Source organism: Actinomadura meridiana, from assembly GCF_039537545.1.
Taxonomy (GTDB): domain Bacteria; phylum Actinomycetota; class Actinomycetes; order Streptosporangiales; family Streptosporangiaceae; genus Spirillospora; species Spirillospora meridiana.
This window is the reverse complement of sequence record NZ_BAABAS010000019.1, coordinates 92,275-115,805: the sequence shown is the minus strand read 5'-3', so window position 1 is coordinate 115,805 and position 23,531 is coordinate 92,275. Positions and strand designations below refer to the sequence as shown.

The window sequence follows — 23,531 nt, the reverse complement described above, 5'->3', positions numbered from 1 at the left end:
GTGAAGTGAATCGGTTTGTCCCGTAGCCGCTATTGATTCGGTCATTTCGTCATGACCATCGCGGCACGCGCCGCGGCGATCCTGGCCGGGAATCCTCCGCTCAGGAGCACCGCGACCACGCCGGCCGCGGCGAACACCAGGAACGCGAGCCTGAAGTCGACCCACGTCGGCCGCGGCGCTCCGCTCGCGGCGAGCAACGCGGCCGCGATCTGGCCGCCCAGCGACCCGCCGATCGCCTTCATCACGAACGTGATGCCGCTGACGCTCGCCAGCCGTTCGCTGGGGACGGAGGCCACGACGATGTTCATCGCCTGGGTGAGTCCCAAGCCGATGCCGACGCCGACGAATCCGGTCGCCAGGAAGATCAACCAGAGCTGCGCGGACCCGAGCAGCAGGGCACTCGACACGGCGAGCGCGCCGGTACCGGCCAGCATGACGCCGCGGGCGCCGATCGCGGTCTCCAGCCGTCCGGTCAGTGGGGCGGTCAGGGAGCCGGCGAGGCCCATCGGGAACAGGATCAGGCCGGTCAGCGTCGCCGAGGCGCCGAACCCGATCCCGGTGTCCTCCGGCATCTGCACCAGGATCGGCACCAGCACGTACACCGCGATGCTCACGAAGCCGATCACGAACCACACCGCACACACCAGCAGCACCGGCCGGTTCGCCAGCAGCCGGAGGTCGATCAATGGTCTCTCGGTGCGCAGTTCCACGACCACGAACATGACCAGCAGCACGACCGCTCCGGCGATGAGCCCGAGCGTCCTGGCCGACAGCCATCCCCACTGCGCGGAGAGGGTGATCGCGAGCAGCAGCCCAGCCACACCGAGCCCGAGCAGGGCGGCCCCCGGCCAGTCCACCGGCCCGGACTCCGCAGGCGGGCAGGACGGCACTACGAACCAGGCCACGACGAACGCGACCACCAGCATCGCCAGCGGAAACCAGAACAGCCACGTGTACGGCAGCACGCTGACGATCGGGCCCGCGACCAGCAACCCCACCCCCATCGAGAGCGTCGAAGAGGCGACTATCAGGCCGTTGGCCGACTTGATCGCCGTCGGCGGCTGCGTGTCACGGATGATGCCCGCCGAGAGCGGCAGCAGCCCGAGCCCGACGCCTTGGAGCAACTGCCCGATCGTGAGGACGACGATCGACGTCGAGAGGGCGGCGACCGCAGTGCCGAGCATGACGATGGCGAGCACCCACAGCAGCACTGTGCGCTTGTCGCGGGTGTCGGCGAGCCGTCCGACCACCGGAGTCGCGACCGCGCCTGCCAGCAGCACGCCGGTGAAGACCCAGGCGACCGCTGACGTCGACGCGCCGACCGCCTCCTGCACGAGCGGCAGCGCGGGCGCGAGCATGGTCTCAAGTCCGTTGTAGGCGAACAACGTGAGTACGAGCACGGTGAGCACGACCCGTGTTCGCCCGGGCGAGGTGCTGGTGGCGGTCACGGAACCTCCGTTGGTCGAGGACGGGCGCGCACCGGGATCAGCGGGCGTCCGCATGGCTGTTGGTATGAGTCGCCTACTCGGCGGCACCGGCGGCACCGGCGGCACCGGCTGGTCCGCCGAGATCGCCGGTGGCCGCGAGGTCGACGGCGGTCAACGCCATGGCGAGGGCTCCCGTGTGCATCGCCTCGAACGCTCTCGGTCTCCCTGAGTGCTCCTGGGCCGTCCGGGTGTGGAACGGGACGTCGCTCGGCCAGGTGGCGACGGAGAACAGAACTCCGGGGATCAGTCCGCTGACGTTGCCGAAATCGGTGAACGCGAGGGCAGGCCAGTCCACCACCACTTCGCCGAGTTCGCGGAGGCTCGCCTGGACCACGTCGCCCAGCGACCGGTCATAGCGGATCGGCTCGCTTCCTATCCCCGCTACGACCTCCAGCGTGGTGCCACTCGACTCGGCGGCGCGCTGCGCGCAGTCCATGACGGTGGCGGAAAGGCTTTCCAGATCGGCCATGGTGTTCGCACGTACCGCGACATGACACGTCGACCGCTCCGGGACGGCACCGAAGGCATCGCCTCCTTGCGTGTCCAAGCGGTGGACCCGGATGCCCGCACGGATCGACGCCGGCAAAGAATTGATCCGTTGGTACGTCATGGCCGCCCCGTCGAGGGAATTGCTCCCGGCCCAGGGATCGGCAGTTGTCGCGCGACTTCCCCGAAAGGCCAGTTCCAAGGTCCGGAGACCCATGCAGCTGGTCATCACGCTGGTCGAGTGGTACGCGTGGAAAGTGAGGGCGGCGTCGACACCATCGAACGCACCGGTGTCGATCATTCGCGGCTTTCCGGTCAGCGCCTCCTCGGCGGGACAACCGAACACCTTGACACGGCCGGGAAACGCTCCCCGGAGCTGCGCCAGTGCGAGGCCCGCTCCCACCGCGGATCCCGCGATCAGATGGTGGCCGCACCCATGGCCGATGCCCGGCAACGCGTCATATTCCGCGAACAGCCCGATCGTTGGGCCTTCCGCGTCCCCGGTGAATTCGGCGACGAACGCCGTCGGCAGGTCTTCGACTTCCTTGAGGACGAACCCGGCCTTGTCCAGCGTCTCTCGGCACCAGCCCGCGGCTCGATACTCCTGATCGCTGAGTTCCGGATTCTCATAGATCCTTCTCGCCAGGACGTCCGCGGCGGCCCGGGTGGCCGCATGCGCCGCGCGAACCGTGGCCTTCCCCGAACCCGCCTGCCCCGCGCCTGATTTCCGGCCATCGGATCGAACGCTTCGATTCATGAGTTGTCCCTTCTCCAGGACACGGGACCCGGGGCATCGCGGCCCTTCGCCTCGGCGGCTGGACCGAACCTCTCCGCGGTCTCGTGGGACGGTCGATCGTCGGACATGGCGCGGGAAGCGACCCTCGAACCCCGACGAGAGGGCGTTCCGTACCGCGCCGCTGGTCTGCTGAGACGGCGGCCGAATGAACTGAACTGAACCGTTTAGTTCAGTTGTCGTCAGTGTACTGAGGCGCAAAACGATGTCAAGGGTGAAATCCCGCCTGGTGAGCGCGGACCTGGGCCCCGGCCCGGTGGCCCGTCGCCACACCCTCGACTACTCCGTCACGCCCGGCCTGACCGGTGGCTACGCGGCGTAGCGACACTCGTCGACCAAACCGTGACGACGCGCTCTCGGCGATGCGGCGTAGCTCGACCGCGGCCGCCGGGCGTGGCGCTACTGGCGCTTCTGGCGCTTCTCGCGCCCGGTCGCGGGTCGTCGGGATCCGTGCGGCGTCCGGTCGCCGGTGCCGTACGCGGCGAGGAACACCTCGACGTCGGCGGTGGCGGTAGCCGTGACCTCCTCTTCGGAGGGGAGCAGGCTCGGGTCGAGGAGGGAGTACAGGCGCTTGGCCTGGACCATCCCGACCAGTTGCAGTGCGGCGTGGTCGACGTCGTCGATGGCGAGATCGCCTCGGTCGACGAGTTCCCGGAGCGCGGAGGTGAGGTGGGCGATCGCCGGTAGCGGTCCGGCTTCGAGATAGCGCCTGCCGATGTCGGGACGGTTGTGCGATTCGGCGACGACCAGGCGCAACAACCCGATCGTCTGGGCGTCGAACAGTACCTGGGCGTAGCGGCAGGCGAGCGCGGTCAACCTGGTGCGGGGATCTTCCTCCGGGCCGGTGTGCCGGTCGATCTCCTGACCGATGCGGCCGGCCGCCGAGGCGACGATCTCGGTGAGCAGCTCGTCCTTGCCGCTGAACTTGGCGTACACGGTGGCCTTCGAGACGTCGGCCGTGGTGGCGATGAGGTCCATCGTGGCGTTGGCGAACCCTCGTTCGAGGAACACCGCCTGCGCCGCCTCGATGATCGCCGCACGCTTCTTGTCGCGAGCTCCGGCCCCACCGGCCGGAACCCGCGGACCCCGGATCTGGTGGTGCGCGTTCCCGGATGTCTCTTGACGCCGCTCCATGGCGGGCTACTATACCAGCGACTGAACTAAACGGATTAGTTCAGTCATACATGCTGGTCACAGCGCCGGATTGGGGGGTCCGGGCTGAGAAACGAGGTGCGATGCCACCGGTCGTGGTGACATCCGGCGGTGCCGTTCGCGGGACGCTCGAGGACGGCCTGACCGTCTTTCGGGGTATCCCCTACGCGGCGCCACCGGTCGATGATCTTCGTTGGCGGCGGGCGCGGTCGCACCCGGGGTGGAGCGGGGTCCGCGACGCGACACGTCACGGACCGAGCGCACCCCAGCCCTATCTCCCCGGCGGCGGGAACACCGTCCTGGGCGAGCACGGTTCTCCGCCGTTCAGCGAGGACTGCCTGACGCTGAACGTCTGGACGCCGGGGCTCGACGGGGCGAGCCGGCCCGTGCTGGTGTGGATCCACGGCGGTGGCTTTACCACGGGCTCGGGAAGCATCCCCTACTACGCCGGGGAAACGTTCGCACGCGACGGAGACCTGGTCGTCGTGACGATCAACTACCGCCTCGGGCCGTTCGGATACCTGCACGGCATGGTGCCAGGCCACTCGAACCTCTGGCTCAGCGACCAGGCGGCCGCACTGAGCTGGGTCGCCGAGAACGCCGCCGCCTTCGGTGGTGACTCGGGCGCCATCACGCTCATGGGCCAGTCGGGAGGGGCGCTCTCGATCGGTGCGCTCGCGCAGCATCCCACGGCCGCACCGCTGTTCCACCGCGCGATCGCGCAGAGCGCGCCCCTGGGGCTCGACCTGCCGTCGCACGAGGACGCGGCCGAGCGAACCGACGCGATGGCGCGCCTGCTCGGCCATGCCGATCGTCGCGGCCTCCTCGGGGAGCCCACCGCTCGCCTTGTCGAGGGGACCATCGCGGTCCTCCGCCGGTTCGCCGAATTCGGTACGTGGGACCTCGCCTTCACACCGGTCCTCGACGACCTCATGCCCGCGCACCCGCGGGACGCGCTCGCCGATCCCCGGATCGAGCTGCTGATCGGCTGGACGGAAGACGAGGGCACGTTCCGGTTCGCCTCCGATCCGCAGTACGCCACGAGCACGGTCGACGACGTCGTGGCGGTCCTGCGGAAAAGGCACCAGGATCCCGAGCGCGTCTACCGGGATTACGCCGACGCGGTCGGGGACGACCCGCGTGCCGTCTTGAGCGCGGAATGCGGTGACCACCTTTTCAGGAATCCCGGGAACGACGTGCTCGCCCGCCGCGCGGACAGCGGGATTACCTATGCCTACGAGTTCGCCCTCGATTCGCCGGCGTTCGGAGGCACCCTCGGTGCCACACACTGCCTGGAGTTGCCCTTCACGTTCGCCAACGCGGAGAAGTGGACCGGCGCGCCCTTCCTCACCGGGATCGATCCCGAGGTGGTGCGGTCGCTCGGCACGCGGATGCACCGCTCGTGGATCTCGTTCGTGCGCGACGGAACGCCCGAACCGGGGTTTCCGCGCTGGCCGGCGTCCGATGGGAAGACCCTGATGGTCTTCGACGCGGTCAGCGGGGTGGCCGGGACCCGGGCGGGGGAACCGCGGTGATCCGGACACCGCGCCCGCGCCGCGCCGGTACCTGGCCGTCGATTTCTCTCACCACAAACGCCGTTCGGGAGACAGGAGACATCAGCCGATGATCGCACCCGATCTCATTCTGACAAATGGGAAGATCGTCACGGTCGACCGGGAATTCACCATCGCCGAGGCACTGGCCGTCACCCGCGGCGTCATCGTCGCCGTCGGTACGCGGACCGAGATCGAAGCCCTGGCGGGGCCCGGGACGAAGACGGTCGACCTGCGGGGAAAGTGCGTCGTGCCCGGCCAGATCGACAGCTACCAGCATTTCATCACCGCGGGCATCGACATGGTCGGTGATCGCGGCGCGGTCGACCTCATCACCAAGACCTCGATCGACGAGATCCTCTCCGCCATCAAACGTCGGGTCGAGGTGACCCCGGAGGGGCAGTGGGTCGAGGCCGGGTGCATGTACCGCGGGGCGCTCAAGGACGGCCGGTGGCCGAACCGCTGGGACCTGGACAAGATCGCGCCGGACCATCCCGTCTACATCAGGCAGGGCGGCAGGCCGATCATCGCGAACAGCTACGCGCTGCGGCTGGCGGGGATCGGCAGGGACACGCCCGACCCCACCGGGCCCGACGGCATCATCGCGCGCGACGCGGACGGCGAACCCACCGGCCAGCTCATCGGTGGTGCGGCCGACCTCGCGCGGGAACGGTGGTCCGAGCTGGTCGGAGGGCCGGCATGGGAGTGGGACTTCCTGCATGTCGAAAGCGAAGCGCTGGTGGACGCGGCTCTGGCGCAGCAGCGGGTCAACCTCGCCTGCGGCATCACGACCGTCCGCGACGATGCCACCTACCCCGTCGAGATCCGCGCCTGGGTGGAGGCGCGCAGGCGCGGCCTGCTGCGGAACCGGCTGGGCGTGCTGGTCGCGGTGCCCGAGCGGCACCTGTGGGCCAAGGAGGACCGGGATCGGTTCTTCGGCTCCTATTTCGAGCCGTGGGAAATGGGCGGCGATCTACTGTGGGTCGCGGGCGTGTCGATCGGCTACAACCTCGAGGGTTGGATGCAGATCGACGAACCGCGGCTCCGGGAGATGGTCCTGGAATCGGTCGCACGCGGCTGGACGGTCGCCATTCCCCCGAGCATCGGGGTGAGCGAGTCGGTCGATGAAGTGCTGTCGATCCTCGAGACGGCGGCGGAAGCCGACCTCGCCGGGTTCGTGAAACAAAGGCACACGTTGACGCATCCGCACGGGCTGCGCAGCCCGAAGGACATCGAACGCGCGAAGCGGTTGGGGCTCATGGTGAATCCCAACCCGCTGCTCAGCTACTACGCGGCCGAGCGGTCCCTGCGGATGCACAGCCAGATCGAGGCCACCGGGTTCCACCGGGGAATCGCTCCAGACGCCTGGGAACAGGCGGTCGGCATGTGGGCGCCCAGCACCAGGGACTGGTTGGACGCGGGCCTCGTGGTCAGCGGCGGCTCCAACATTCCGGCCGCGACCTACGATCCCGAGCGGCCCTTCCTCGGCCAGTACTCGGCGCTGACCAGCGACACGCTCGCCGGTGTGCTGCTTCCGGACCAGGCGATCACCCGGGAGCAGATGCTCAGGATGTACACGAGCAACGCCGCCTACGCGCTCATGCGGGAGGACCGTATCGGGTCGCTGGAACCCGGGAAATACGCGGATCTGGCCGTGCTGGACCGGGACGTCCTGACTTGTCCGGACGGAGAAGTGGCCGAGTTGAAGGTCCTGGAGACCTACTTCGAGGGCGAACTGGTCCACGAACGGGCGTGACGACGCGAGGTGCCGAACAATGCCGTTCTACCTGATCCGGTCCAAAGCCACCCCGCAGACCTGGGCCGATCTCATCGAGAGGCCGGAGGATCGACGGGAGCCGTCGGAAAAGGCGGCCTCGCTCTACGGCGGCAAGATCCATGGCTATTGGTACGCCTTCGGCGAGTACGACGTGTACGGGCTCTTCGAGGCCCCCGACAACACGGCGGCGGCGATGCTCCAAGCGGCGATCAGCGCCGGAGGGGCGTACTCGAAGGTCGAGATCGTGCCATTGCTGTCGGTCGAGGAGATGCTCACCGCCCTGAACCGGGCGAAGGGCTTTCCCTACCGGCGGCCCGGGGCGTGACCGGCCGGCCCATCGGGACCCGTAGGAAGGAGTGATGTGAATGCCCTATCTGGACGCTGACGAGGTCCGGCTGTTCTACACCGACGAGGGGCGGGGTCCGCGGACCCTGCTGCTGTTGCACGGGTGGGGAGTGGACTCGAACGACTGGGTCTGGCTCATCCCGCTGCTCAACGACAAGTACCGAATCGTCGCTTGCGATCTGAGGGGACACGGGCATTCGAGCGTGCCCGACGACTACGAATGGGAACTCTTCGTGCGGGACATGGTGCGTCTCGTCCGGCACATCGGCGGAGGACCCGTGGTCCCGGTCGGGCACTCGCTCGGTGGCGCGCTGGCCGCGTCGATGGCGGTCGAGCATCCCGACCTCGTAGAAGCGATGGTCGCCGTGGACCCGGCATACGGTCACACCACGGAATTCGTGGCGGTACTGGAGGCCGGGCGGGAGAGGTGGAAGAAGGCACCGGGCGAAGGGCGGCGGCTCCTGCTCGACCAGATGACCGCCGCCGGCACGACACTGGCGACACCGGAGTTCCTGCCGACCTTCAACAGCCGGCGCATCCAGAGCATGCCGGACGAGATGGCCTGGAAGCCCTACGAAGGTCTCGCCGACGCCGCCTCCGGTGTGTTCCACCGCGACACGGCCACCGAGTACCTCAAAGGCAGGCAGGTTCCGGTGCTGGCCGTCCATTCCCTGGCGGGGAAGGCAGCGTGGGAGAGAGAGACGTTCCGGCATCCATCCTCCAAAGCGGTCGAATGGGAAGGCTCCGGCCATTCCGTGCAGATCGAGCGTCACCGGGAGCTGGCACAGGTCATGATCGGCTGGCTCGAAGGCCTGCCGGCCGGTGATCGGCGATGAAGTTCGGCGAACGGCGCGGAACGCTGCCCGACGGTACCCCGTTCCTGATGCGCGTCCCCGAAGGCTGGAACGGGGTACTGATCCGCGACATGGACTTCGCCTCCGCCGGCGACGTGCCCGCTGACGAGGTCCTGCTCGCGTCGACGGGGGCGACCGGAGGCAGCGCGGACCGCTACGTGGACATGCTGGCGCGGGGGTACGCGATCGCAGGCACCGCACGGCACCCGCTGGACTTCTTCCAGTACGACCCGGTGCACGAGATAGCGATGCTCGACGAAGTGCTGGCCCGTTTCGAGGCCGAGTTCGAGAGGCCCGTCCGCGTGATCCAGTACGGCGGTTCCGGAGGGGGCCACCTGTCACTGGCCGTCGCGGAGGAATTCTCGGACCGCGTCGACGGCGCGATCGCGTTCGACGCGCATACGCCGGTGTGGATCATGAACACGCATCTCGACATGTGGTTCGCGCTCAGGGCGCTCATTGGCCCGGAGGCCGAAGCCGCAGGCGTGGCGCGGCTCGACGAACTGCTCGTCACGGGCTTGCCGAACGCGGGCATGCGCAGAGTCGGGGACACCATCGCCTACCTCCCGGACGCCGCGATCGAACAGTCCTGGCGGGCGGCGATCGACGCGGCGCAACGTACCCCACTGGGCCGGGCACGGATCGCCCTGGCGATCACTCTGGGACAGTGGCCCGCCTGGGGTAGCGGGCTGCACCCGGCGCCGCGACTGGACGATCCGGTCGGCCTACAGCACAGCATGTACCACCTCGTGCACCAGGACGCGTTGAACGCCGGTGGAGCGGGCCGCATCATCTTCGAGAACGCGGGGCGCGGCCAGCAATTGTCCTGGAACACCGGCGTCGACTACGCCGCCTTCTTCGCGAATGGAAACGAACACTATCGGCACGCGGTCGCGCAACTCTACGAGGAGGCCGGTCTCAACGTGGACGCCGACCTAGCCCGGGTGAACGCGGCACCACGCGTGGAGGCTTCCGAATTCGCGCTCGAATTCTGGAAAGCGCCCGGGCGCACTGTCTCCGGCAAACCTCGCGTTCCGGTACTGCGCGTGCATGGGCTGGGCGACACCGCGGTCCCGTTCAGCCTGGCCGAGGGATATCGCGAGCGAACGCACGCCATGGGACGAGAAGACCTGGTCCGCTTCGCCTTCGTCGACGCCGCCGGGCATCTAGCGGCCAACACCGCCGAAAGCGCCGCACTCCTGGAGGTCATGACCCGCCGGCTGGACACCGGGAGCTGGGACGATACGGCACCGACGTCACTCAACCACATGGCCTCGGTTCTGGACCCGAACACGCCGGCGCGGTTCGCCGACGTGGACGAGCGCGGCCTCGCCGTCCGCCGGTACAACCGCACCTGGATCCCGGACGCGTGAACCGCTCGTCCTAGCCCGCTCTCTGCAAGCCGCGGCGAATTCCGCGCCGCGGCGATGGATGGTGAATCCACCCCGCTGCCGGCGATGCCGGCTGCTTCGGACTCTGTGCTCCGCCCGCGGAGGTATTGCCATGTCCCCTTCACCACGACCGTCCTCAGTGCTCCCGGTAGTCACCAGCGGAATCGTCGTCTATTTCCTTCTCGAATCGATGCTGGCATCGGCGCTGCACGATATCCAGGTCGGGGTCGGCGGTACGCCCGCATCGGTGGCCTGGGTGTTCACCGGCCTGCTCCTGTCGTCGGCAGTGACGACCCCACTCCTGGGCAGGCTCGCGGACATCGCGGACAAGAAAAAGATACTGCTCTGCGTGCTGGTCGTCGTCGCGGCCGGGACGGGGCTCGCCGGGTCGGCCACCTCCGTGCTGCCCCTGGCGATCGGCCAGGTCCTGCAGGGCGCGGGACTGAGCCTGGCGCCGCTGGCGACCGGCATCGTCCGAGACACGCTGCCGGCGCGGCTGCTGCGCCGTGGCAACGGGATCATCATCGGCAGCGTCACGCTCACCGCCGGGCTGGGGCCCGCCCTCGCCGGTCCGGTCATCGAGGCGGTGGGCTATCGGTGGCTGTACTGGGGCGCGTTCGTGCTGCTGCTGCTGATCGCCCTGGTCACCGCCGTGGCACTCCCGCCGATGCGGCCACACCGCCGGGGCACCGTCGACTGGTCCGGCGCGGCGCTACTGGCGGGCGGGCTGCTGGTCCTGCTGATCGGCGTGACCAAAGTCCCCGACTGGGGATGGCTCTCCCCGGGTCTGCTCGGCTCGGTGGCGGGCTCGCTGGTACTCCTCACGACCTTCGTCGCTGTGGAATTGCGGGTCGAGCAACCACTTGTCGACCTCCGGCTGAGGCGACGCATGCTCGGCATCACGGCGCTGCTCTCGTTCGTCGTCGGCTTCGCGACGACTCTGGCCTACGTGGGCATCCCGAACCTCGTCGCCGCACCGGAATCCAGCGGCTACGGTCTCGGCGGCATCGCCACCACCGTCGGCCTGATCCTGGTGCCTTTCGGGGTGGCCGGAGGGGTCGCCGCGGCGGTGACCGGGCCGCTGGACCGGCTGCTCGGGCCACGGCTGGTCATCATCCTCGGCAACCTCCTGATTCTCGGCAGTTGCGCCACGCTGCTCGCTGCCGCGTCCAGCGCCGCGACCGTCGCGACGGCCGCGGGGTTGCTCGGCATCGGTATCGGGCTGGTGTTCACCGAACTGATCAACGTGGTCACCGGCTCCGTGCCGGCGGAACGGGCCAGCAGCGTGGCCGGACTCCCATTCGTGCTGCGGAGTGTGGGTGGCGCGCTCGGCAGTCAGATCAGCGGCAGCGTGCTGGCGAGCGACCTGATCCCCGGTCTCGCAGTGCCGTCCTGGGACGCGTTCACCACGGTGATCTGGCTGACCCTCGTCGTCGTGGCCGCCGCGGTGGTGCTCACTGCCGCCCTTCCTGCCCGTTCGCGAAATTCGCCTTCCACGGATGCGAAGTCCACCGAACTCGGTAATAGCTCAATCGATGGAGAAGGGAACCGGAAATGGGTCAGATGACTCTGGCGGAGCTGGACCCCGGGCGATCGGCGCTCGTGGTGATGCACTACACGAACCACGCGGTGCACCCGGACGGCTTCTTCATGCGGAACTCGCCACCGTGGCCGGCCATGATCTCGAAGGCGATCCCGCAGGTCCAGACGGCGCTCTCCGCCGCGAGGCGAGCCGGCCTGCTGGTGGTGTTCGCGCAAGGCGCGTGGTCGGAGGGCTACCCGGAGCTCAACAGCAAGAGCGGAGGTCTCGGGGAGATCCGGGAGGTCGGCAGGAATCTCGTGGGCAGCTGGGACGCGGAGTTCTACGAGGCCGTGGCGCCGCAGAAGGGCGAGACCACCATCCGGATGACCGGCCTGAGCGCCTTCAGCGGCACCCCCCTCGGGCGGATCCTCGTCATGAACGGCGTGATGAACCTCTTCGTCATCGGGATCAGCAGCCGTGGATGCCCGGAGTCGACAGCCCGGGAGGCACTCGACCTCGGATACCGAACTGTCGTCCTGCCCGACTGCTGCCCAGGCGAGCCGAGCATGGGCAAGTACGAGTACGAGGCCTTCGTCGAGTGGGCGAACCACGTGGCCACCGCGGTCGTGACCGCGGACGAGTTCTCCGGCTGGCTGCTCCCGGAGTCCTCGCACGCGCAGACGCGGCCTTGAACACCGGATCCCGAACGGTCCCGTGCGGACCGTTCGGGATCCGGCCGATGCAAACACCGGTAACAGCAAGCGTCCAACCGAATGAGACACGCCATACTGCGCTGGTCTGTCAGTCCCCCGTGGCTCGACGGTGGACGGTCGGGCAGCCCGGGCCGGGTGGCGACGTCGCGAAACCGCTCGGGTCGTGCCGCGGAGGCTGCGTCGAGCACGCACTCCCCTTGGGGAGGCGGAGACGGAATTTGTCGACCTCGATGGCGACCGGATAGCCCGGCCAAAAGGCCGTTGGAACCGGGCACGTGGATGAGAACATCCCGCCGATCCCGCGAAGGGTCCGAGGACACGAAATGTCGACGCCGCCGTCATCGCCTGGCCAAGTAGCCCTCCGGCCCGCGCGCTCGCGACGCCACAGGAGGAGGCACTCGCGATCAATGACCCCTTTTCATCCGCTTAGGCCGAGCTGACCCGGCTGACCGGATATCGCGAGAGCCTGATGGCCGACTGGGGCCGCCACGTCAACCGGCTCCGGGCCTTGCTCGGGTCGATCTTCCCCGGCCTGGAGGCCGCGTTCGACTACACCACCCGCTCCGCGCTGATCCTGCTGACCGGGTTCTGCACCCCGGACGAGGTCTGCGCCGCGAGCCACGACGGCCTGACCGGGCACGGCGCCTGGCGCAAGGGCATCAACGCCATGGCCGCCCCCCCGGTGACGGCGGCCGAGGACCAGACCGTAACCGCCCAGGTGGGCGGTCTCAGGTCGAACGCGTGTTGAAGCATTGCAGCGTGATAGGAGCGCACGATCGGTGCTGATGGTAAATGGTCAGCAGTGGCGATCCTTGCCCAGCGCGCCGACGCCGCAAGCCAGCAATCTCCCCCCGATGCCGCAGCTGGCCCCGCCTGCTTCGGAACCGCTTGTGGGTGCAGCGCCAGCAAAGGGCCCAGGTGGTCGATGACGCGGTTGGCCGCGGATTTCGAGATGCCAGACAGCGGGGCGAGCTCGCGCATCGTCAGTCCCGTCCGCCAGTCGGCCCCCACCAGAAACACCCGGTCCTCCAGCGGAAGGGAGCACGGGCGACCTCCTCGGGCCGGATCGGCGCCTTTATTGCTACTGGACCGCCGCGGCGCCGAGCTGCTGTTCCAGGCTTTGACCGAGCGGGAGGAGAAGAACAGTTTGGCCATCGCCTCCAACGACAGCTTCGGCGGCTGGACCAAGACCTTCGCCGATCCCCGTCTCTGCGCCGCCATCGTCGACCGGCTCACCTTCGGCGACAACATCATCGAAACCGGCACCGACTCGTACCGCCTCGCCCAGACCCGCGCCCGAGCAGAACATAACGCCGGCTGGCCCGAACGCCTGCCACGGTCACCGAATCTGACAGAGGCAGAACCGGGCCGATCGCGTGCTCCTGCAGGAGCCTCTCGGACGCAGCCAACCGTGTTTGACGTCGTCTTCGCACTAAGGCACGATCTCTCTACCGAGATCATCCAGAGGATCCGAGGGACCTGGCCCATTGACGGTCCGGCAACCTCCCCAAGGGAAAGGTGCCAACGCCAGGAACGATGAGGAGAGCCCAATGAGCGTGCCGCTCGATGTTCCCGTGCTCCATGGATCGTCCGTTCGACTGGAGCCACTGGCGATGAGGCACGCGTCGGATCTGGCACGGGCGGCAGAGGAGGATCGTTCCTCCTACGAGTTCACCGTGGTTCCCCGTGCCGCCGAGGTCGAGCAGTACCTAGCGGCCCAGCTCACTCGTGAGGGGCTGACTCCCTTCGCGCAGGTTCGGATACGGGACGGGAGGGCGGTGGGATGCACTGCGTTCTGGAATCCCCGAACGTGGCCGGAACGGCATGACCTTCGCGCCATCGAGATCGGTTGGACATGGCTCGGGGCATCGGCACAGGGCGCCGGGATCAACGTCGAGGCGAAATTCCTCCTGTTCACCTATGCGTTCGAGACGCTGGGCGTGGCCCGCGTCGACCTCAAGACCGACGCCCGCAACGAGAGGTCACGTCGGGCGATTGAGCGCCTCGGCGCACGCTTCGAGGGCGTGTTGCGCAACTGGTCGCCCTCGTGGGCGCCCGGCGAAGCGGGGATGCTGCGAGATTCGGCCATGTTCTCCGTGGTCGCTGCTGAATGGCCGACCGTGAAGTCGACGCTGCATGCTCGCCTCACCACCGTGAGCACGGGGTAGTTCGGGACCGGCGCCATGGGACGGGCCAGCGACCCGACTGGCATGTCTCATCGAACCTGACGCAGGTGAGCGAATGCGTCAGTTCGGTGAGCCACGTGTCGGTCCGGCCGGACGCAACAAGCTCCCAACCGCGCTCCTCTCGGACCCGAAGTGGTGCCCAAACTCAACGACATTCTCCGCCCGTCGATCACCAACTGGTGCCCGAATCCATCGACAAACGGTGCCCGTTCTCGACGGCATGGTTACGTCGCGGGCCGCGGCGCCGGACCCGCGTGGATCACGTACCGTCCCCGGTCAGGTAGGTGAGCACCGCCTTGACCCGGCGGTTGTCGGACTCGGTGGGGGACAGGTCGAACTTCATGAAGATGGCGGCCGCGTGCTTCTCCACCGCCCGCTCCGTGACGACGAGGTGCCGGGCGATGGACCGGTTCGAGTGGCCCTGCGCCATGAGGTCGAGCACCTCCCGCTCCCTCGGGGCGAGCGAGCCGATCCGGCTCCGCCGGGCGCCGCCCCGCAGCAGCCCGCGACGATCTCCGGATCGGGCACCGTCCCTCCCGTGGCCACCCGGTGCAGAGCGTCGACCAGCTCGGCGGTACGGGCCACCCGCTCCTTGAGCAGGTAGCCCACTCCGGCGGCGCCGGCCGACAGCAGCCGCTCTGCCAGGATCGCCTCCACGTGGTGGGAGAAGACGAGGATGCCGACATCCGGCCAACGTTCCCGCAGCTCAAGGGCGGCACGGATGCCCTCGTCGGTGTGCGAGGGCGGCATCCGGATGTCCACGACGGGCGACGTCCGGGCCGTGCTCCGCAGCCGCCGCCAGAAGGTCCTCCGCGCAGCTGACCGCCGCGACGACCACGCAGCCCCGCGCGGACAGCAACTCCACCATGCCGTCACGCAGGACGACCGAGTCTTCGGCCAGGACCACCCGAAGAGAACGTTCCACCATGCACTTCATCATGCCGTCGTCCAACGTCCCAACGTTGCTAGCGTCCCACACCTCGTCGACGGCGACAGTGGCAATCTCGGGCCGTGAGCTCGGCTCGGTACCGCCGTGAAGCAGTGACGTAGTCGTCAAGCTTTGTCTTCGCCCGCTCCGCCTTCATGCCTGGCCGGTACCACCGCTGCGAAACATGGTCGGCGGCCTGAGGGTGCCCGAGATCGCCCGTGCTGGTTCTAACGCGGTCCAAACGCGAAGTGCTCGTCGAGCTGAAGATCAGGCCGGGGCCGCTTTGGAGGACGTCGGTCAGGATGCGTTCTTTGTTTATGGGGGCGCGGAGCCATCCGGTCGTGTCGTCCCGGGTCACCTGGATGTCCTTGTAGCCGCCCAGCCGGTTCACCAGATGCGGAGCCTCACCGGGCCGACACCTTCAAGATCTCCACCGATCCGTTGTTCGTGGAGAAGGTAGTGGACCCAGGTTGTTCAGCACCTGGCCCTCGCCGCGCTGGTCGCCGGTGCGTGCGGCGGTGTCGCGGGCCAGGGTGGACAGGGTGATCGCGCCTTGCCTGCCTGAACTTTCCCTCGTCAGATCCTGTCGCTTCGTCCGTTTCAGGAGGCTCAGGGACGCACCCGAATGACGGTCTTGCCCTTGCGCCGCTCGGTCGGGTTGAGTACGGGGACGGCGTCGTCGAGGGTCGCGACGGTTCCAATGTGTGTGCGAAGGCGCCCGTCCCGCACCCGGTCGACGATCTCCACCAGCTGACTGGGAACGGACTCGACGACGAAGTCGACCGCGAGACCGTCGACAGGGCGAATCTCAGCGGGCCCGACCACCGACACCAGCGTCCCGCCAGGCCGGATGATGCTCGCCGAGCGCCTCTGGATGTCACCACCGATGACATCGAAGACCAGGTCGACCATTCCGACGTCTTCGAGATCCCCTTCGTCGAGGGCGAGGAACTCGTGCGCGCCGAAGTCGAGCGCCGCCTGGCGGTCCGCCGCCCGCCCGGTACCGATCACGTAAGCGCCGAACGCCCGGGCGAGCTGCGTCACCACCGATCCGACCGCGCCGCCGGCGCCGTGCGCGAGGACGCTCTGCCCCGCCTGAAGACGACCATGCTGGAACAGGCCCTGCCAAGCGGTCAGGCCGGAGATCGGCAAGCTCGCACCCACCGTGAAGTCGACGGCCCCAGGCAGCGGCGCGAGGTTGCGCGCCTCCACGGCCGCGTATTCGGCCAGGGTTCCATCACGGTGCCAGTCCGTGATCCCGAACACCCGCTGGCCCAGCGAGAGCCCCGTCGTGCCGTAGCCGAGGCAGGCGACCACTCCGGCGAACTCGTGGCCAATGATCGCCGGGGCTCGGTCGTGACCGGAGCGATCCACCCACGTCGAGGGCCACTCCCACTCCGCCGGGACGAAGCCCGACGCATGGACTTCGACAACGACGTCGTTGATCGCCGGCGTCGGCTCAGGCCGCTCCGCCAGCGTGATCCCGGCCGCTTCCGCAGCCTGATCAGTCGCGACGATTGCCTTCATTGCTACCTCCGTATACCTCGTGCTCGCTGGCTCTGCTCGCAGCTCTGTGACTGTGTTCCCCACTCCGGTGGGCCTCGACGCGCACGCGACCTGTACGCGAGGCCAGACCTACCGCAGCCACGCCTCCCGGCGTACCCGCTGACGAACGACCGCACGATTCACCAAGCCGGGATACACCTTGGCGGTGGAGTGGATCAAGGCCCAGAACGGGCGGGCAGCCGCACTCGGCGTCGCTCACCACGGGCGTGGTCGCCAGCTGAGGCCAATGCGCGGCGTACCGGTCCACCGCACCGGGTTCAACCTTCAACCCGGCGGCCATCGTGCACGCCGCGTACCGGGCGGCGGTCTCTACTCGATCGCGCTGGACATCACCGACGCCACGAACGTGCTGGCTGCCGAGGGTCACCCGGTCGACCACGACGACCTGGCCACCATCACCCCGTACATCACACACACCGTCCGCCGGCTCGGCGACCTGGTGCTCGACCTCGACCCGCCCGACGCGGTCCCGACTACCCGGCTGGACCTGGAGCCCCGCGCCCTGTTCCCCGGCGGCCCCGTCGCTTGACCAGGAGATCCGGACGGCCGTATGCCCGCCGGGCGTGACCTCCGACTCAGCAGCGACGACCCCCCGGAGCTGGTGAAGCTCGGGGCCGCAGCCATTCGTTGGTGCAGGGATCGCGAGACTATTTCGCGCCCCCTGCCAATTCCTCGTACAACCCTTCCATAGCGGTGTGGTCGTCGTCGGTGCCGGTGTGCGGGGCGGCGAACCAGCGCGCGTACTCGACGATCTCGGAAAGCCGCCAGTCCAGCGCGAACAACTCGACCATCATGGGGTCGGGGAGCAAGAGGTCTGCCGCGTCGAGCAGGTCGGCGTAGTCTCGTTCGGGCGGTGCGAGAGCCAGCGACTCCCAGTCGACGAGCCTCAACCCTCGGGCGGTAATGACCTGGTTGCCGTTGTGCGGCTCGCCGTGTGTCGGCACCCATGAGTCCCGGCGGGAGAATGCTTTTTCCGCCAGTTCCAGGTAGCGGTCCGTCCACCGCTTGATCGCGTCGTCGTGTGCGGCAAGAGCAACCCGTGCCTGCTCCGCCAACGGGCCGCTGGTCCAGGGCTCGGCGGTGCGAACTCGCAACTCATCCGCGAATTCAGGGCCGACCTGCGGAGTCCAAGACCGCAGACCATCAGGCGGGGGAGCGCGATGCAGCGCGGCCAGCGCGAGAACGACCTCACGGGCATGCCGGGGCTCGCGGGCCTCCGCCTCGGCCGGGCTCCGGCCTTCCAGCCACGGCGTCACGCTGAGCGCGCCGGCCCCGACGTCGACGGTGAACCGCCCGGACCGGGCGGGCAACGGCGCACACACCACATCCAGACCAGAGACGGCCAGCGCCGCGGCCCCAGCGTAGGCGGCCTCCAGGGACGTCGCGGTGTGCCGGGGCTCCAACTGGTCCAACGTCACGAACAACGTGGTGCCCCCGCCGATCGCACGCCAATGATGCGCGCCGAAACCCCACGGCAGGTAGCTGATATCGGCGATCTCGGGCAGCCAGTGCGTAGCGACCGCATGTGCGATCGCCTCGTCACTGATGGTGGAAGGACGGGACAACACAGGACCCGATCCTAGGAAGCACGCGGGCACACACGCACGGGGTTTATCACCGCACGGCCGACCTGACGCCACGCCGCGGCGGTGAACAGAGTCGCAAGCAAATCCAGCCGCGCCCGAGCCAGGGCTTGGCGTGCGGCACGCTCGACGCACTAACGCTGCGGCAGCCTGCCCAGGGGCTGGCCCGCGTGACTGCGGGCAATGGCGAGCTTGGCGATGTTCTTCCGGTTCGCCAAAGCCCGCAGGATCGTCTTGGTGGACCGCACCCAGGGCCTGCCGGCTAGGGCGCCCAAAGGCTTTACCGGCACGACCCTCACCCTCGAACAGCAACGTCGACTGTTCCGCCGCTGGTCTACTGATCCGGCCGTCCACCCTCACGAGGCGCTTCTGGGCGTCCTTGCGTTGCTCCACGGAGCCTCCAGCCGCGAGGTCCGCCACCTGCTCGTCACCGCCATCGACCCCGCCGACCAGACCATCCGGCTGGGACATCGGGCGCACCCGGTCCCGATGGACCCAGCAAGCTGGGTGGTCCTGCAACGCTGCCTGGCCCACCGCCAGCGCCAGCACACCGACAACCCCCACGTCATGGTCACCTGGGGCACCAAGGCGGGGAAGACTCCGGCCTCGATCGCCTATGTCAATCACGTCCTGGACCGTCCGGCATCTCGCCCCGGATGCTGCGCTCCACCTGCTTGGTCGACCTGGTCAACACCATGGACCCCAAACTCGTCGCGGCCACCTTCGGAATGAACCCCGAAGGCGTCATGATCTATCTGGCTGACCGCATCGATGCAGGTCGCCTGAGGATGTACTGGATCTTCGCCTCGCTGAGGTTGGGATCAGCTTCCGGGGTGCCGCGTTGGAGGGGGCGGCGGATGCGCTGCCCAGATTTGTCGAAGTAGACCATGCGGATCTCCAAGCGCCGGGATGAACTCGACGCTAGAAATGCGGGGTATCGCGGGTCCATGACGGATTGTGCGGAGCCATGACCGTCGAATGGCGGGTTCCTGCCCGGTCTTGAGCCGGCGGCCACAAGGGAGGTGCGGGTGACCGTTCACGTCGCGGTCGCGGACCCCGTGCCGATTTTCCGGCATGGCGTCGTCACGGCGTTGTCGAGCGTGGGCCACCGCGTCGAGGAGCCTGCCGACGCGGTCGCGCGGGCGCACGCGCGGCCGGGCGGGATGGTGCTGCTGACCTTGCGCTCTGCCGAGGATCTCGACCAGGTGATCTCGCTGTGCGGTATTCGGCCACGTCCACTGGTCGTCGCGTTGCCTTCGGGCGAAGTCTCGTCGCTCGGGGTGCGGGCATTGCGGGCCGGCGCTCAGTCGGTGGTGGCGCACACGGCGACGGTTCTGGTGTTGCAGCGGGCGGTGGCCGCGACGCTCGACGGCGAGGCGGTCATGCCGGCCGACGTGGCCGGCCTCCTGGTGGCGGGCCGGGGCGGACGGCCACCGCGTCGCTCGGCTCCCTCTCCTCAGCAGACCGCCTGGTTGCGGCGGCTGTCTGAGGGGTGGACGGTAACTGGCCTGGCAGCGGACGTCGGCTACTCCGAGCGGGCTATGTACCGGCTGCTCAAGGCGCTCTACCAGCAGATCGGCGCCCGCAGCCGCCTTGAGGCGATCATTCTGGCGCGCGAGGAGGGCTGGCTCCAGAGTTAGCCGTCGCGTCCTGGACGGATGCGTGCCAGCGCGCTGAGCACGGGCTCCAGGATGGTGTCGCCGTTTGCCAATGTCTCCACCATGAACCTCAGACGGTCGTCGAGCCCCGGCGTCGGCACGGCTGCCGACCTGGGTGCCGGTTCGACGGTCGGCCCGCCTGTCGGCTCGGCCGGTTTCGGCCGTGCGTGGCTAAACGCCTCCAGCGCCGTCGCCGGTTCCGCGTCGCCGAGGAGGACGGAGTAGCACCGGGCGATGCCGGTGAAGTCCCAGGCGGCGAGATCGTTCTCGTCCGCCCCGGTACGTCTGCTCGTCTCGTGGTGGAGCTGCTGGAACAGGTCCCTCGCGGTGGCCGGGAAGTTCAGGCGATGCGCGATGATGCCGCGCAGCGCCAGCTCGACGGTGTCCCTGCCGGCCACCCGGTACCGGGCCGACTCCTCGATCGCCGTACGGGCCGCCAGAAAGTCGTCCAGGTGCACGTGGGTCAAAGCCAGGGTGGTGAGCGCCCGCCGCAGGTTGATCGGATCCCGGTACTCGCGCGCGACGTCGACGGCCCCCCGCGCCGCTGTCCGCGCATCGCTGTACAGGTCCCGGTAGAGGTGGAGGTTGGCGGTCGAGTCGAGTAAGTCGGCTCGGGCCGAGGGATCGGGGCGCTCCTGGATGAGTTCCTTGCAGTCGGCCAGCATCCTCAGCGCGTCCGGGATCTGGTCCGGCTCGGCGTACCACCGCACAAGGCGCAGCGCGGCGCCCGACGCGAGCGCGCAGTCGGTTCCGCGCGCGGCGCCGAAGGCGGCGAGAGCGTCCTCGGCGGCGCGCTGGTAGTCGCCGTGCCGCTGGCGGCAGTCAGCCAACCCGAGCAGCGCGGCGGCGCGGTCGCCGCCGTCGTCGCCTTCCTCATCATCTTCGCCGGCCAGCCCGAGCGCCCACCTGTAGTGCTCCTCGGCATTAGCCAGGTCGTCGTGTTCCCAGTACATGGAGCCCATGCCTATGTGGACGCGGCGAATCGCCTCGCGAGCCTGGTGCTCTTTGGCGATGGTGAGCGCGGCATCGTAGGCGTCCTGCGCCGAGGGGAGTTCGCTGCTGAGCGAGTAAATGTCCCCGAGAGCCGCGAGGTTGATCATCTCGCCCTCCCAGTCGTCCTGGAGTCGGCCACGCACAGCCTCCCGCTGGGTGCGCAGCTCGGCGCCGCTGCCCCAGACCTGCACTAGCTTGTCCATCGAATCAATCAGGTCGTGCGCCACCCCATACATTCCGGCCCGGAGCCAGAGGTCGACACGTGCGAAGTGCATGTCCAGGTCGGCGATGCTCCGTACATCCTCGACGTCCTTCTGCATGGCCGCCAGTGCGTCGGCCGCTCGGACCCCCAACTCGGCCAGGGCTGACAGCTCGCCCTCGCCCTGGTTGTCCTGGGCTAGGCACCCCAGGACGGCCACGATCTCGTTCTTCCGAAGGTATACGCGACCGTCGCCGCGCTTCAGGACGAGCCGGGCCGCCACGAGCGCGCGCAGAGCCGGCCCGACCCGCGCGGCGGTCATGTCCGGCTCCAGGACGCTGATGACGGTTTCGGTGTCGACCGGGACACCAAGCGCCGCGACGGCCTCCGCGACCCGCTGCTGGTCGTAGGGCAGCCAGTCGACGAACATGCGCGCTAGGCGCTGATGCATCTCGCCCGGCTCCACGGTGGACAGCCACGACGCGACCTCGCCGGCCGGTAACGCGGGCCGCTCGCTGCTGAGGCACGCGTGCAGGAGTTCGGCGAGCCGGGGGTTTCCCTCCAGGCGGCCATGGACGCTCCGTAGCACGTCCTCTTCCATTCCTGTGAGGCCGTATCTGCCGTCCGGATCGAGTTTGGCGAAGTACTCGGCCAGGGACGGCGGCTCCAGCCCTTCGAGACTGATCCGGCACGCTGAATCCGTCCATGTCACACCCGTTGTCGCCACGGGCGGGTGCTGCGTCACGAAAACGACCTTGGCGAGCGAGGGCCGGCGGCCCTGCACGGCGTCCAACGCCAGGTCCAGCTGCGGGTCACGCAGATGCCCCTCCTTGAGGAGGTCCTCGGCCGTGTCTAGCACGATCACAGGTCGGACGCCGCCTTCCCGCTTGAGACGGTCCAGGGCCATCACCAGCCGCGCCAGTGCGGGCGGGCCGGCCACCTGGCTCGACCTCTGCGGCTCGATGTCCTTGAGTAGGGTCAGCACACCAATCTCCCCGTAGTGCGCGGCGTCGTGCCACCCCACCGCCGAGGACTCGATGTCCGGATCGCCCCGGCCCAGCTCGGCGAGGATCTTACGCACCAGCGCGGTCTTGCCGATTCCAGGCGGGCCGCTGACCACGATGACGGACGTGTTGGGATCCTTCAGCGCCACACGAAGACGACCGCCCAAGTCGATCCGGTCGACGAACTCCGACGCGCTCCCCACTGGCCGGGCCGCCGTACGAATGCGCTCAACGATGTCCCCAGCGTCGAAGGGCACGGCCTCGTCCGCCCGCAAATCCAGCGGGCCGAGCAGTCGGCGGGTGAGCCGGCCCGCCAGCCGTGAGCACCATCGGCGGGCATCCTCGCTGCCAGATGTGTAGGCACTGTGCAGCATCGCCTGCGCGAGGAGGGACACCTTCAGCTGCGGGTGCCAGACCGACTCCCAGTTGTGCCGGACGACGAACCGCAGCGTTGGCTCGCGAAGCGCGTCGATGATGCCCCGCACCTCACCCAGCATGCGGTCGTCAAGGCCGTCGTCGCGGCGGTCGCGCTCCAGATAGGTGAGAAACGCCTCCTGGCTGCGTTCGGTCGACTCCCCGATCCCGGGGGAGCCGAGCGAGAGTAGCAGGGTGGCGAGGTCCCGGCTGAGCGGTCCTCGCGGGTCGTAGGTGGCCAGGTCGATCAGCCGGAAATCGTCCGCATGGACGATCTTGTCGTATTCCGGTACGAGAACGTTGTCTCCATGCAGATCGCCATGCGTCCTTCCCACCAGATAGTCGATCTCCGCTCGGGCCCCGTGCAGGTCTTCGTCGAAGAGCCTCCACGGGTTCGGTAGCGGCGCCTCGCCCGGCAGTTGCAGGAAGGCGGGTGTGAGAAGGCGGTGCTCTTCTGCCCACTCGCGTAGCCAGCCGCCTGCTCTGAAGCTGTCACCGAGTTCGCAGTGCAGCAGGTCCGCCACTGTCGAGTGCTCGACATCGAATTCCTCACCTGCCCATTTCTCAAGAATCTCCGTCCACACCACTTCGCAGACGCGCGCGATCTGGTCGGGCGCTACCGCCGCCAGCGGAATTCCGTCGACCATCGACTGACCGACCACGATGGCGTCCTCAGAACATCGAACGGCAGGGAAGGCGATCTCGGCGAGGTGCCGGTCGCGGAATCCCGGGGGAGATTGCTTCAGAGCCCGCGTGTGCAGCCGGACTTCCGGTTCACGCGCCGCTGACACCCGCGGACAGAACTTGATCACGCACAGACGAGGGCGATGCTTAGGTTCGATATCGGCCAGTGTCGCTTTGGCCAACGAGGCGCCGGAACGGCCGCGGATGATGCCCGTGACGCTTCCGGAACGGACCTCGACACCT

Annotated in this window: 18 protein-coding genes, 3 pseudogenes and 1 riboswitch; of the genes and pseudogenes, 13 read left to right on the top strand and 8 right to left on the bottom strand. The window is 68.4% G+C overall.

The features are described from left to right. Positions 1-41: 41 nt before the first annotated feature. The 3 genes from ABD808_RS25385 to ABD808_RS25375 all read right to left on the bottom strand — a co-directional run bounded on the left by ABD808_RS25385 (position 42) and on the right by ABD808_RS25375 (position 3,900). Positions 42-1,448: an MFS transporter gene (locus ABD808_RS25385; RefSeq protein ID WP_344900997.1), complete on the bottom strand. Its 1,407-nt coding sequence runs from the start codon at positions 1,446-1,448 to the stop codon at positions 42-44. A 73-nt stretch (positions 1,449-1,521) separates the two neighbouring features. Further along, positions 1,522-2,730, bottom strand: coding sequence for an amidohydrolase (locus ABD808_RS25380; RefSeq protein WP_344900994.1), 1,209 nt, complete (start codon positions 2,728-2,730; stop codon positions 1,522-1,524). Between the two features lie 435 nt (positions 2,731-3,165). After that, complete coding sequence (locus ABD808_RS25375; RefSeq protein ID WP_344900991.1) at positions 3,166-3,900, bottom strand: TetR/AcrR family transcriptional regulator; 735 nt, start codon at positions 3,898-3,900, stop codon at positions 3,166-3,168. 101 nt (positions 3,901-4,001) lie between these two features. Here ABD808_RS25375 and ABD808_RS25370 point away from each other — a divergent pair, with 101 nt between their 5' ends. The 8 genes from ABD808_RS25370 to ABD808_RS38615 all read left to right on the top strand — a co-directional run bounded on the left by ABD808_RS25370 (position 4,002) and on the right by ABD808_RS38615 (position 12,821). Then, positions 4,002-5,453, top strand: a complete 1,452-nt coding sequence (locus ABD808_RS25370; RefSeq protein ID WP_344900988.1) for a carboxylesterase/lipase family protein — start codon at positions 4,002-4,004, stop codon at positions 5,451-5,453. Between the two features lie 88 nt (positions 5,454-5,541). Further along, complete coding sequence (locus ABD808_RS25365) at positions 5,542-7,227, top strand: amidohydrolase (RefSeq protein ID WP_344900985.1); 1,686 nt, start codon at positions 5,542-5,544, stop codon at positions 7,225-7,227. A 19-nt stretch (positions 7,228-7,246) separates the two neighbouring features. Further along, complete coding sequence (locus ABD808_RS25360; RefSeq protein ID WP_344900982.1) at positions 7,247-7,573, top strand: GYD domain-containing protein; 327 nt, start codon at positions 7,247-7,249, stop codon at positions 7,571-7,573. Between the two features lie 40 nt (positions 7,574-7,613). Next, the gene (locus tag ABD808_RS25355) at positions 7,614-8,429 is read left to right on the top strand and encodes an alpha/beta fold hydrolase (protein WP_344900979.1); all 816 of its coding nucleotides are present in this window, start codon (positions 7,614-7,616) and stop codon (positions 8,427-8,429) included. Beyond that, on the top strand, positions 8,426-9,820 hold the full coding sequence (locus ABD808_RS25350) for a hypothetical protein (RefSeq protein ID WP_344900976.1): 1,395 nt from the start codon (positions 8,426-8,428) through the stop codon (positions 9,818-9,820). Before ABD808_RS25355 ends, ABD808_RS25350 begins: the two co-directional genes overlap by 4 nt. Before the next feature lie 58 nt (positions 9,821-9,878). After that, complete coding sequence (locus tag ABD808_RS25345; RefSeq protein WP_344900973.1) at positions 9,879-11,405, top strand: MFS transporter; 1,527 nt, start codon at positions 9,879-9,881, stop codon at positions 11,403-11,405. Continuing rightward, positions 11,393-12,052 (top strand): cysteine hydrolase family protein, encoded by a 660-nt coding sequence (locus ABD808_RS25340; RefSeq protein ID WP_344900970.1) that lies wholly within the window; start codon positions 11,393-11,395, stop codon positions 12,050-12,052. The genes ABD808_RS25345 and ABD808_RS25340 overlap by 13 nt, the downstream gene beginning before the upstream one ends. A 490-nt stretch (positions 12,053-12,542) precedes the next feature. Next, positions 12,543-12,821: a hypothetical protein gene (locus tag ABD808_RS38615; RefSeq protein ID WP_425548983.1), complete on the top strand. Its 279-nt coding sequence runs from the start codon at positions 12,543-12,545 to the stop codon at positions 12,819-12,821. A gap of 140 nt (positions 12,822-12,961) precedes the next feature. Here the strand turns inward: ABD808_RS38615 and ABD808_RS25330 are convergent. Further along, positions 12,962-13,150 (bottom strand): annotated as a pseudogene (locus ABD808_RS25330) (helix-turn-helix domain-containing protein); the annotation flags it as partial. 7 nt (positions 13,151-13,157) lie between these two features. On the opposite strand from ABD808_RS25330, the pseudogene ABD808_RS25325 reads away from it, so the two are divergent. Together ABD808_RS25325 and ABD808_RS25320 are read left to right on the top strand one after the other, a co-directional pair. Beyond that, a pseudogene (locus ABD808_RS25325) lies at positions 13,158-13,364 on the top strand (ATP-binding protein); the annotation flags it as partial. A 163-nt stretch (positions 13,365-13,527) separates the two neighbouring features. Further along, positions 13,528-13,616, top strand: a riboswitch (SAM riboswitch). 7 nt (positions 13,617-13,623) lie between these two features. Then, positions 13,624-14,241 (top strand): GNAT family N-acetyltransferase, encoded by a 618-nt coding sequence (locus tag ABD808_RS25320; RefSeq protein ID WP_344900967.1) that lies wholly within the window; start codon positions 13,624-13,626, stop codon positions 14,239-14,241. Positions 14,242-14,518: 277 nt separating this feature from the next. On the opposite strand, the pseudogene ABD808_RS25315 reads toward ABD808_RS25320, so the two are convergent. Continuing rightward, positions 14,519-15,187 (bottom strand): annotated as a pseudogene (locus ABD808_RS25315) (response regulator). A gap of 609 nt (positions 15,188-15,796) precedes the next feature. Then, on the bottom strand, positions 15,797-16,714 hold the full coding sequence (locus ABD808_RS25310; protein WP_344900964.1) for an NADP-dependent oxidoreductase: 918 nt from the start codon (positions 16,712-16,714) through the stop codon (positions 15,797-15,799). A 265-nt stretch (positions 16,715-16,979) separates the two neighbouring features. Between ABD808_RS25310 and ABD808_RS25305 the strand changes: the two genes are divergently transcribed. Further along, positions 16,980-17,282 (top strand): hypothetical protein, encoded by a 303-nt coding sequence (locus ABD808_RS25305; protein WP_344900961.1) that lies wholly within the window; start codon positions 16,980-16,982, stop codon positions 17,280-17,282. A 118-nt stretch (positions 17,283-17,400) separates the two neighbouring features. Here the strand turns inward: ABD808_RS25305 and ABD808_RS25300 are convergent, their stop codons facing one another. Continuing rightward, positions 17,401-18,321 carry a phosphotransferase gene (locus ABD808_RS25300; RefSeq protein WP_344900958.1) on the bottom strand — a complete coding sequence of 307 codons (921 nt, stop codon included), beginning with the start codon at positions 18,319-18,321 and terminating at the stop codon, positions 17,401-17,403. Between the two features lie 207 nt (positions 18,322-18,528). Here ABD808_RS25300 and ABD808_RS25295 point away from each other — a divergent pair, with 207 nt between their 5' ends. Both ABD808_RS25295 and ABD808_RS25290 read left to right on the top strand, forming a co-directional pair. Further along, positions 18,529-19,068, top strand: a complete 540-nt coding sequence (locus tag ABD808_RS25295) for a hypothetical protein (RefSeq protein ID WP_344900955.1) — start codon at positions 18,529-18,531, stop codon at positions 19,066-19,068. Between the two features lie 296 nt (positions 19,069-19,364). Next, on the top strand, positions 19,365-19,976 hold the full coding sequence (locus tag ABD808_RS25290) for a helix-turn-helix transcriptional regulator (RefSeq protein WP_344900952.1): 612 nt from the start codon (positions 19,365-19,367) through the stop codon (positions 19,974-19,976). Here ABD808_RS25290 and ABD808_RS25285 read toward each other — a convergent pair. Continuing rightward, positions 19,973-23,266: an ATP-binding protein gene (locus ABD808_RS25285; RefSeq protein ID WP_344900949.1), complete on the bottom strand. Its 3,294-nt coding sequence runs from the start codon at positions 23,264-23,266 to the stop codon at positions 19,973-19,975. The genes ABD808_RS25290 and ABD808_RS25285 overlap by 4 nt on opposite strands. Positions 23,267-23,531 lie beyond the last annotated feature (265 nt).

What these genes read in the sequence shown, in the direction of transcription:
- ABD808_RS38615 (WP_425548983.1), top strand. Translation starts at nt 12,543, where the DNA reads ATGGCCGACTGGGGCCGCCACGTCAACCGGCTCCGGGCCTTGCTCGGG.
- ABD808_RS25345 (WP_344900973.1), top strand. Translation starts at nt 9,879, where the DNA reads ATGGTGAATCCACCCCGCTGCCGGCGATGCCGGCTGCTTCGGACTCTG.
- ABD808_RS25310 (WP_344900964.1), bottom strand. Translation starts at nt 16,714, where the DNA reads ATGAAGGCAATCGTCGCGACTGATCAGGCTGCGGAAGCGGCCGGGATC.
- ABD808_RS25365 (WP_344900985.1), top strand. Translation starts at nt 5,542, where the DNA reads ATGATCGCACCCGATCTCATTCTGACAAATGGGAAGATCGTCACGGTC.
- ABD808_RS25340 (WP_344900970.1), top strand. Translation starts at nt 11,393, where the DNA reads ATGGGTCAGATGACTCTGGCGGAGCTGGACCCCGGGCGATCGGCGCTC.
- ABD808_RS25320 (WP_344900967.1), top strand. Translation starts at nt 13,624, where the DNA reads ATGAGCGTGCCGCTCGATGTTCCCGTGCTCCATGGATCGTCCGTTCGA.
- ABD808_RS25305 (WP_344900961.1), top strand. Translation starts at nt 16,980, where the DNA reads ATGCGCGGCGTACCGGTCCACCGCACCGGGTTCAACCTTCAACCCGGC.
- ABD808_RS25370 (WP_344900988.1), top strand. Translation starts at nt 4,002, where the DNA reads ATGCCACCGGTCGTGGTGACATCCGGCGGTGCCGTTCGCGGGACGCTC.
- ABD808_RS25350 (WP_344900976.1), top strand. Translation starts at nt 8,426, where the DNA reads ATGAAGTTCGGCGAACGGCGCGGAACGCTGCCCGACGGTACCCCGTTC.
- ABD808_RS25380 (WP_344900994.1), bottom strand. Translation starts at nt 2,730, where the DNA reads ATGAATCGAAGCGTTCGATCCGATGGCCGGAAATCAGGCGCGGGGCAG.
- ABD808_RS25375 (WP_344900991.1), bottom strand. Translation starts at nt 3,900, where the DNA reads ATGGAGCGGCGTCAAGAGACATCCGGGAACGCGCACCACCAGATCCGG.
- ABD808_RS25360 (WP_344900982.1), top strand. Translation starts at nt 7,247, where the DNA reads ATGCCGTTCTACCTGATCCGGTCCAAAGCCACCCCGCAGACCTGGGCC.
- ABD808_RS25355 (WP_344900979.1), top strand. Translation starts at nt 7,614, where the DNA reads ATGCCCTATCTGGACGCTGACGAGGTCCGGCTGTTCTACACCGACGAG.